This window comes from Pseudoalteromonas sp. SR41-7, assembly GCF_014163935.1.
GTDB lineage: Bacteria > Pseudomonadota > Gammaproteobacteria > Enterobacterales > Alteromonadaceae > Pseudoalteromonas > Pseudoalteromonas distincta.
Genome location: NZ_JACJEF010000027.1, coordinates 1 through 10,023 on the forward strand (window position 1 = coordinate 1; position 10,023 = coordinate 10,023).

Below are 10,023 nucleotides of genomic sequence, written 5' to 3' on the forward strand. Positions count from 1 at the left end.
TGGATGTAGGTAAGGGGCGTGAGCAGGACGCGGAAGCTTTGCTCGGTTTTTACTTATTCTTACATGGATGTAAGCCAGTAGAATAACGCAGGAGCAGTTATCGAGCCCACTAGGTTACAAACCTCGCGTCGCGATTTAATCGCCCCTAGATTGAACAAATTTCAATCCACAAAGATCAACACGCCCTAGTTAAAACAAAGGCTCGCAGTGCGAGCCTTTTTTAATACATTTTATTTAATATTACTCAGCCACACGCTTTGGTATGGTTCCAGCTCTATTGTTAATTGGCTTTCTTCAATCGTTTTATCTGCCACCAAATCAAACCACTTTTGGGTGTTAATTAAGTTTAAGTCGGCCAATGTGAGTGTTTGTGGTTTATCGCTAATGTTATAAACACAAAATATGCTTTGGCGTCTGTCTATACTTTGTCGCCAAAAACCAAATAATCCCCCTGCTAAATGCAGCGTAAACTGTGTAGCATTTGGGTGGAAGGCACTTTGCTTTTTGCGTACTGCCAATAAGCTTTTTATGCCGTTAAACACTTTATGATGATGACTGTACTTTTCACCAATTGCCGACAGTAGCTTTGACTCTTGCCAACGATGGCGGTTAATAGCACGGTTATGCTGTGAATTTTCAAAGCGTTCGTAATCGTTAGTTGTACCCAACAAACTATGAATATAAAGCCCTGGGATACCTTCAAGCGCAAACATAATTGCGTGAGCACACATAAACCGTTCCAGGCCAAACTTATCTGGGCCATTGTGCGTCCCTTGGAGAGCATCAAATAAAGCAATATTTAGCTCGTACGGTGTATGCGTGCCATCGTTACTGGTTCGCATAGATACACGACCACCAAATTGCATAGTGGTACTTACAAGTGACGCCACTTCACTGGGTTGTAATAAACCTTCAATTGGTCTGAGCCCTACTCCATCGTGTGAGGCTATAAAGTTAAAGTATGCCGTCCCATTTTGCGCAGGCGGCATACTCATCATCCAATGTTTAATTGCTGTGCTATCGCCGCTAAGTAATGTGTGTAGCAACAATGGCGGTAATGCAAAGTTATAAATACTGTGCGCTTCGTTGGCGTTACCAAAGTACGATAGGTTTTCTTGGTTTGGAATATTGGTTTCGGTAATAATAACTACGCTCGGCTCTGCGTGCTCAATAAGTGTTCGCATTAGCCTTACGGCTTCATGTGTTTGCGGCAAGTTAATGCAACTTGTATTAAGCTGTTTCCACAAAAATGCAACCGCATCAAGCCTAAACAAACGCACGCCATTGTCTAAATAATGCCTAATTATTCCCACAAACTCTTTAAGTACATCAGGATTGCCAAAATCAAAATCAACCTGATCGTGACTAAAAGTACACCACACGTGTTTTTCGCCGCTTGGCGTAGTTACAGTATTTAATAACGATGAGGTACGCGGGCGTACAACTTGGCTTAAATCATCCGTTAAGCTGGCCGTTTTGAAATAATCTTTACCCGGGTGTAAATCATTTAAAAAGTTCTCAAACCATACACTTCTGCTTGAGCAATGGTTAATAACCAAATCCGCCATTAGCTTTACATCTTTAGCGATATTTTGAATATCTCCCCAATCACCCAAGGACTCATTCACTTGCACGTAGTTCATTACGGCAAAGCCTTCGTCTGAGCTGTACGGGTAAAATGGCAATATGTGCAGCGCATTTAACTGCATATCACATTGCTCTTTTATAAACCTGTGTAGTGTTTTAAGCGGTGCCTCCATTGGGCTCGATACGGCAAATTCACTATCATCGTGTTTAATAATAGAGTCGCCATAAGCAATCAATACTATATCTTGTTCATCCCATCGGTTTGTATGGGGCGTCGGGTCGCGCAGTGCATTGCTACCTAATATAATTTTAATAAGTTGCTGAGCAAGCTCAGTAACCGATAAAGGCAGCTCAACACCCTCATAAATAATATGAAGATGTTGCTCTACTCGTTGTAAAAATAATTCGCTAACTGTGCTCACATGCGCCCCTAATATTTATTGTTTAGACTTATAGGCTAGTTAACCTGCACGCAGGTTAACTATATTCTTCGTTATCTAGCTCTACGGCTTCTTTTAAGCGCTCAAGTACGTCTGGCATTGCAGATACAACACGGTTCCAACTTGGCACAAATGGCGCTTCCATTGGGTTTTCTAAAAAGTGTTGCCCTGCTTCCATAATATTTTGTGCAAACATTTCTACTGCTTTTTCTTCTTGGTGTACATCAAGCGTTAACCCGTTCATTAGCGCGTCGTTATGATACGTTTCTATAAAATCTAAACCGATACGGTAATAAGTCGCTTTTAATGAACGAATTGTTTCGCTGGTAAAAGTAACACCTTGAGTCGCCAGCTTTCTAAACAATGCCTTAGTAATATCAATCGACATTTTAGACAAACCTGCACTTTGATCATCAAGTGAAAGTTCTTGGTGCTTATGGTCATAATTATCGGCAATATCTACTTGGCACAAGCGGTTATGCGAATAGTTACGATACATTTCACTCAGTACGCCTATTTCAAGGCCCCAATCACTTGGGATACGAATATCGTTTAATACATCGCGTCTAAACGAAAACTCACCTGCAAGTGGGTATCTAAAAGAGTCCATATATTCAAGGTAGTCGGTATTGCCTAAAATTGTTTTAAATGAGCGAAGCAATGGCGTTACTAATAAGCGCGATACACGGCCATTAATTTTGCCATTAGCAGTACGCGGGTAAAACCCTTTACAAAATTCATAGTTAAAACGCGGATGCGCAACGGGGTAAATTAAGCGAGCAAGTAGGCTTCTGTCGTAGGTTAAAATATCGCAATCATGCAGCGCGATAGACTCTACTTCTGCTGTTGCTAATTTATAACCCATGCAATACCACACATTACGCCCTTTACCCAGCTCACGTGGTGCAACACCTAGCTCTTGTAATTCTTTATCTAGTGCTTGTAAGCGTGGGCCGTCGTTCCATAATACTTTATGGTTTTGGTTTAGCTCTTTAAAAAAGCCTAGTGCATGACGGTACTGTGCTTCGTTGGCTCTATCTAAGCCTATCGTAATTTGTGATAAATATGGTACTTCGCGTAATTCACTAACTATATTTTGCAGCGCAGGGCCTTCAAGTTCACTAAATAGCGAAGGAAGTATTAACCCCATAGGGCGCTGCTTACTAAAAGTAAGTAGCTCTTTTTCTAGGTCTTCTATTGGTCTGTCGGCAATATTATGTAGTGTTGTAATAATGCCATTTTGGTAAAAATCAGCCATGAGATGTTTGCTCCTCAGAAATACTTAAAATACTGCTAATACACGGCAACGACGTTATTTCTTCAATCCAGCCCAGCGGTGCTGGTGATTGAGAATATCGTGCTTTGTTGTGCGACAATTTAACCGGCTTTTTACTCGCCGGATTGGCAATAATAATGGCGATATTTGCGTGTTCTAACATTTGCTTATCGTTATCGCTATCACCCAGTGCTATAACCGTGAGAGGCTTTCTGAAATGATGGGTAAACTGTTTAACTAACCACTGCTGTGCAGCGCTTTTATCGGTATTTTTGGCAATATGAATGAAGCGTCCGCCAATTTTTATATCGTAGCCGAGTGCTTCAACATCGTTTACAAAGGCTGTGAGTAATTCGTCATTGCCATACCAATAAAGAGGGTCTGAATAATCGCGAGTTTGTGCGCGTCTTGCTTGTGCATCGTTTAGCCCGGTAAGCTCTGATATTTGCTCACTCGATAAGTCACTAAACAATTTGTAATGCGCTTTATAATCCGCCTTTAAAGTATTTAAATCATTTAATAAACTCGATAACGGCTTTGCCATTGCGTAGCACCAATAAGCGCCTACTTTTTTACAACCAATTGGCTTTAATTCAAAATAGTCTTCTGGAATAAATACCGCTGCACCGTTTTCGACAATAAAAGGCTGTCGAATATTTAAATCGTTTTTAAGCTCTATAACTTCGCAAAAAGTTTTGCTGGTATTAAACACCACAGGAATATGCGCATTTTGCAGCTGCTGTAATAACTCACTTATATTATTTGTATTGTAATCGGCGTGATCGAGTAATGTTCCGTCCAAATCTGTAAAAATAATAGGTTGAAGGGTGTCATCACTCGTTAGGTGCATACCGCTAATATCTCGGTTGCTATCAAGTTCAATTAAAGCATTTGCTTTAGCGCTCAGTGTGTTTAAGTTCTCACGCGTAATGCGCTCAAAATGAGAAATAAAATACACCAATTGCTCGTTAGTCATGGTGCCTGAGCCTTCACCTTTTTTGGCTATTAGCTTTTGTTCTTGCTCTTGTCGCCATGTAAAAACATCACTAAAACTCGGTGCTTTTAGCATAACTGTATAATCAATTAGGTTAAAAACGGCTTTATATTCGTTTGCCAAACAGCTATTTACACAGCGGCGCCAAACGCCTTCTTTATCAAACTGTTGCTCTAACTCGTTAAGCGGCTCACTCAATGAAAACAGCGGTTGTGGCTCACTGCCCACGCACCACCCTTCTAAAATAACAATATCAACTGGCTTTTCGTTTGTTAGCCAATCACTTGCTGGCACGCTGTCGTCTTCGTGTTTATTAAAACGTGGAAGCGGTACGTTTACCTCTCCTGCCAGTAAGTTAGTTATTGTGCTATTCATTAACGCTACATCGTGAGTACCCGGTACTCCGCGAGTAGTAAAAAGAGGATGTACGTCTTTGGCAAGTTCACTACGTGCTTGTTTTGCTAAATAAAAGTCATCAATTGACAATGCTACACTGTTAAGTGGTGTGTTTTTAGAAAACCACGTAACTAAAAAATCTGCGAGTGTTGTTTTTCCTGAGCCCTGGCATCCATTTATGGCAACAAAAATAGGAGTATTTGTTTTTTTAGATTCGAGGATGTCATGCGCAAGTGGAACAAAATATTGCTCACTCAAATATTGATACTTTAAAGGCAGTTGGTGTTTTGCTAAAAACGGGGTTATATCCACAATATTGGCCTCTGACATAGTAACTCCTTTGCATACGATGCGTTCTGGAAATTAAATGCAGATACTAGACCATTATTATTTTTGCATATTTATTAATAGGTTAAAAAAATAGCGCATTGAAAATGCGCTATTTTGGTGCAATATTTTTAACTTACGTGCACTATTAACTCTCTTGAGGCTGCGCCTTAGGTAATACAAGGTTGAGCACAATGCCTAAAATAGCGCATAAACTTACGCCCTCTAAACTAAATTGGCTACCACCAATATGCATACCACCAATACCGCACACCAAAATAAGTGCAACAATACTTAAGTTACGTGGTGCTGTTAAATCATCGCCCGACTTAACTAATGTATTTAAACCCACTACAGCAATAGAGCCAAAAAGTAGAATCATAATGCCGCCCATTACAGGTACAGGTATAGTCTGTAAGCCAGATCCCATTTTAGCAACAAAGGCTAAAATAATGGCGATAATGGCTGTCCACATCATTACTTTAGGATTAAAGTTTTTGGTAAGCATAACTGCTCCCGTTACCTCTGAGTAAGTTGTGTTAGGCGGGCCGCCAAATAATGATGCGGCAGACGTCGCAAGGCCGTCACCAAACAAAGTACGGTGAAGCCCAGGCTTTTTCAAAAAGTCTTTATTGGTTACTTGGCTAATAGCCATCATATCGCCAATATGCTCAATTGCAGGTGCTATTGCTACAGGCACCATAAACAAAATAGCCTGCCATTTAAACTCAGGCCATGTGAAGTTTGGTACAGCAAACCACTGTGCGTTAGTTACTGCGTCAAATTGCACAACGTCCATTGCAAGCGATAAACAATAACCCGCAACAACCCCTGCCAGAATAGGTATAAGCTTAAATACGCCTTTTCCCCACACTGCAAAAATAAGCGTAACCACTAACGAGAACAACGAAATATAAATAGCGCTGTTGTAATCAATAATTTGAATACTGCCGTCGCCACTTTTACCCATCGCCATATTTACAGCAACAGGTGCAAGCGCTAAACCAATAACCATAATTACAGGGCCTACAACCACAGGCGGTAAAATTTTATGAAGCGTTGCAACGCCCTTAAACTTTACTAATAAACTTAAAAGCATATAAGCAAAGCCCGCTACCATTAAGCCGCCCATAGTGGCTGGCACGCCCCACATTTGCACAGCGGCAATAATGGGTGCAATAAAAGCAAATGATGAAGCTAAAAATATAGGCACTTGGCCTTTAGTCACTACCTGAAACAGCAAAGTACCAATGCCAGCGGTAAAAAGCGCAACATTAGGATCCAAGCCCGTTAAAAGTGGCACTAATACCAGCGCACCAAATGCTACAAACAGCATTTGCGCGCCTGTTAAAATAGTTTTTATTGAAAAGGTGTCATTATTTTGCACTTAAAGACTCCTAAACAGTACCGAATATTTTGTCGCCCGCATCGCCTAAACCAGGGATAATATAGCCCTTTTCGTTTAAGTGGCTATCTACAGAGGCTGTAAATATTTCTACGTCGGGATGTGCTGTAAGTGTTTTTTCCACACCTTCTGGAGCAGCTACTAATACAATTACTTTGATTTCTTTACAGCCTGCTTTTTTAAGCATATCGATTGTGGCAATCATTGAGCCACCTGTTGCAAGCATAGGGTCAATAACTAAGCTTAAGCGCTCATCAATATTACCAACGAGCTTTTCAAAATATGGTACTGGCTCTAGCGTTTCTTCGTTACGTTCAAGACCAACCACACTTACTTTAGCCGCCGGTAATAACTGCATAACACCGTCCATCATGCCAAGACCAGCACGCAAAATAGGCACTACGGTAATTTTTTTACCTTTAATGTGCTCTACTTTTAATTTATTGCCATCCCAGCCTGTAATTTCGTTATCTTCTAACTGTAGGTTTTTAGTTGCTTCGTAGGTTAATAAGGTTCCAACTTCAGAACATAATTCACGAAAGCTTTTAGTACTAATACCATGCGCTCGCATTAGGCCTAGTTTATGTTGAACAAGAGGGTGAGAAATAACGTGAATTGCCATGATATAAACCTACTGATACAAGAATTTGCAGTATTTTATATTAAAAAAGGTCATTTGACCTGTAGTTTTAAAGAGATTTTCATACATCGTGCCAAAATGCACTGTTTTGCTTGATATTTATGCAAGAGATTAGCAAAACCTGTTTATTAAATGTTACCCGCTAACCAGCTGTTTACTTGCTGTTGCATATAACTCTTTATTTTTTGGTGCTCGGGGCTCCACCCAGCTAAAAATCGATAAAAGTCAGCCCATGCAGCAGGCCATAAAACGAGCCAATCGTCAGCTATTTTACTTGCTGGTGCCCAAGGGTGATAAGCTGTAATAGCAGCCTTTAAATTGTCAAAATAATACACAAGGTACTCATCAGCGCACTCGTGTAATTGTGCATCACTCAAGCAACTGGTCATAAAATACATTACATCAATTATCCCAGAACCTGCACCTATATACTGAAAATCATAACCGAGTATTTCATCGCGCTCATTTGCTGCAAAGTTAGCAAGTTTTGCATCGCCATGAATCAGCGTTTTATACGTACAACTTTGTAGCTGCTCACCTATTTTATGTGCAGCATTTTTAATATCGGACTTTTTATCAAGGTTATCTTTTAGTTTATTAAACTCATCTGGGCGCGTGCTTAAATGCCAGTAGTTGCCTTGCTGCCATAACCCTTCAGCGGGTTTACTTAAGTTAAACGCATGAAAGTGTGCAAGCCACCTTAATATAGCTTTAACATGTTGTGGCCCTGCTTGAGTAAACCCATGTTTGGTGAAATCCTTAAACACCAGCGCATATTCATCATCTTTATTAATTGCACCTATACATTCAATACTTTGCGCATGTACTGGTAAATGCTGGCTATAAAGCTTATAAAATGTGTATTCAACACTATATGAGTGCTGCTTTCTTTTAAGCGCAAATTCGCTTTGTTTAATTTTAGGATGGTGTACATAACTGGGTATTTTAATCGCTTTAATAACGCAGGCTTTATCATCAAGCTGGCACTGCACAATACTGCCACATCCACTCCAAAGTGATGTAAGCGTATCGCCAATTTCAATGTGCTTAAAGTGGGGTTGTAATAAAGGAATGTAAAATGCCATAGCTATATTAAGTAATTAAGTTTTTTGTAGTTTAACATTAGTGGACGTTTTTAATAAAACTAAGGCATAAGAAAGCTCCACTTGGTTTTATACAAGTTTGTATGTACATAGTGGCCAAAATCACTATGCCACAACACTTTGATTTTAAAATTAACTGGATAAAACCATGTCTTCCTAGGTTGAGTATATTTAGGCATTTTAGCCTCTTCAAAGTGATGAGGAGGTGTCCACTAAAACGGGTGAGGAGCAATGTCCTGCTTGAATGGTTTGTTATGTAACCTTTATACCACTTTCCTCAAAAAACTTTTCTAATTTACTTTTATTAATGTTTGATAGAAAAGCAAAAGATCTAAAGGTAATACCGACTTTAGATTTAAAGTCTATTAGGTGACCCAGCGGACCAAGATTATAGGAGCGTATTTCTTGAAGTGAATCAAGTGCAATGTCATCTTTAAAAAAGCCATGACCGTAAAAGTACAACCTATTTTGATGAATTTGAAAAACAGGCTTACTTAAGGCTCTCATAGACCAAACCCAAAGGATAAAACCAACACCAAATAAAATAATCAAAGTAAAATCTAAACGATAGTTAAGCAAGCTAAGTAATAATTCATCATCACTCCTATTACGAGCCTCTAAGAAATAAACACCTAAAAAGGTTCCTATCGGAACTCCAGGTATTACCCAGATGTACATTAAGAATGCTTTCCACATTGGATAATGTTCTGTGGACGAGTTTCTCCAGAATTTCACGATTCTTCCTTGGTTACATAACGCGCTAATCAGTCGAGCCGTTGTTTGGCGTCGGCTGCATTTGCTTGTTAGCTTGAATATACTCTAGTCCCATTTCTTTTTTGCATATATCTCCGCTCTCAAACTTTTCATCAGAATAAAATAGTGCACCAATTATCTTATTATTTGTTGGGTTAAAAGACACACTTAACGAATCAACTCCCTTAGCTTCATTGCGATTGATTTTTAAAGTCAAAGAGGTTTGGTTTTCTGTGCGTTGCATTTTAACGTGTGTAACAGAAGAAACTTGGTAAAAAGCAGGATACAGAATTAAGGAAGAACTGAACGCGTTAATTAAGGCTTGTTTATCATTCCACTCTGGAATTGATTTCTTATACCTTTCCATTGCAGTTAAGTAATCATGATATTCATCTATTCGATCAGCAGAGTGATAACTTTTTGATAGGTTCTTAACGTCATAAATATAATTATTGATTTGAATAAGCTCATCACTTGAGCATACGTTAGCGAAACTCCCTGCTGTGAAAGTCGAACTTAGTAGCAATACTAAATGACTAAGTTTCATATTTGAAAACATACGCCTCCCTTCAAGCTAACGCTTACATAAGCGGAAAATTATAGTTGGCTAAAATTTTGAGGAACGAAAAAGAGCCAACTGTAAATTTTCCGTTTGATGTTCTTGTTAGTTGCAAATAGTCAATTTAACCTTTGTCTACTTTTTGCTTTTTCTTGAGAGAAAAACCAAATACTGCACCTACCGCCATACCAAAAAGAACACCTAATAAAATATTCTGGATGATAATTCCTATTGCAACACCTATTGATATGCCAATAGCTAAACCAAACTTTATCGGGTTTTTTACCGCACCTGTTTTATTCCAATTACTCATCAGAGTTCCCTTTGCAACTAACGCCCCATTAAGGGGAAATTTATTGTTGGCTATAATGTTGAACGGAGTGAAAATAGCCAACTGTAAACTTTTCCTCTTGAATGGCTTGTATGGATAATAAACCCATAAATTAATTAATACTTTAACCAAGTTCGGGTAATGTGAGGCCCAAGCTTTGGCTGCAACCAAAGCCTTTTATACAGTAGTTCGATTGATTGAAGGCTCCTCTA

General features: G+C 39.3%; 9 protein-coding genes. All 9 read right to left on the reverse strand.

Going from position 1 to position 10,023, the window contains the following annotated elements:
• Window positions 1-230 precede the first annotated feature (230 nt).
• Complete coding sequence (locus tag H5092_RS20205; RefSeq protein WP_154902893.1) at window positions 231-2,009, reverse strand: sugar phosphorylase; 1,779 nt, start codon at window positions 2,007-2,009, stop codon at window positions 231-233.
• 55 nt (window positions 2,010-2,064) lie between these two features.
• On the reverse strand, window positions 2,065-3,285 hold the full coding sequence (locus H5092_RS20210; RefSeq protein ID WP_182734841.1) for a glycosyl transferase: 1,221 nt from the start codon (window positions 3,283-3,285) through the stop codon (window positions 2,065-2,067).
• A complete protein-coding gene (locus H5092_RS20215; protein WP_182734843.1) occupies window positions 3,278-5,023 on the reverse strand; it encodes an HAD-IIB family hydrolase in 1,746 nt (581 codons plus the stop codon). The genes H5092_RS20210 and H5092_RS20215 overlap by 8 nt, the downstream gene beginning before the upstream one ends.
• A 145-nt stretch (window positions 5,024-5,168) precedes the next feature.
• Window positions 5,169-6,407, reverse strand: coding sequence for a uracil-xanthine permease family protein (locus H5092_RS20220; protein ID WP_182681634.1), 1,239 nt, complete (start codon window positions 6,405-6,407; stop codon window positions 5,169-5,171).
• A gap of 10 nt (window positions 6,408-6,417) precedes the next feature.
• Window positions 6,418-7,047 (reverse strand): uracil phosphoribosyltransferase, encoded by a 630-nt coding sequence (gene upp, locus H5092_RS20225; protein WP_002958676.1) that lies wholly within the window; start codon window positions 7,045-7,047, stop codon window positions 6,418-6,420.
• Window positions 7,048-7,193: 146 nt separating this feature from the next.
• Window positions 7,194-8,150: a DUF1679 domain-containing protein gene (locus tag H5092_RS20230; protein ID WP_182734845.1), complete on the reverse strand. Its 957-nt coding sequence runs from the start codon at window positions 8,148-8,150 to the stop codon at window positions 7,194-7,196.
• 270 nt (window positions 8,151-8,420) lie between these two features.
• Window positions 8,421-8,903 carry a hypothetical protein gene (locus H5092_RS20235; RefSeq protein WP_182725348.1) on the reverse strand — a complete coding sequence of 161 codons (483 nt, stop codon included), beginning with the start codon at window positions 8,901-8,903 and terminating at the stop codon, window positions 8,421-8,423.
• Between the two features lie 25 nt (window positions 8,904-8,928).
• On the reverse strand, window positions 8,929-9,480 hold the full coding sequence (locus H5092_RS20240) for a hypothetical protein (protein WP_182693008.1): 552 nt from the start codon (window positions 9,478-9,480) through the stop codon (window positions 8,929-8,931).
• Between the two features lie 124 nt (window positions 9,481-9,604).
• Complete coding sequence (locus tag H5092_RS20245) at window positions 9,605-9,793, reverse strand: hypothetical protein (RefSeq protein ID WP_182712307.1); 189 nt, start codon at window positions 9,791-9,793, stop codon at window positions 9,605-9,607.
• Window positions 9,794-10,023: the final 230 nt, after the last annotated feature.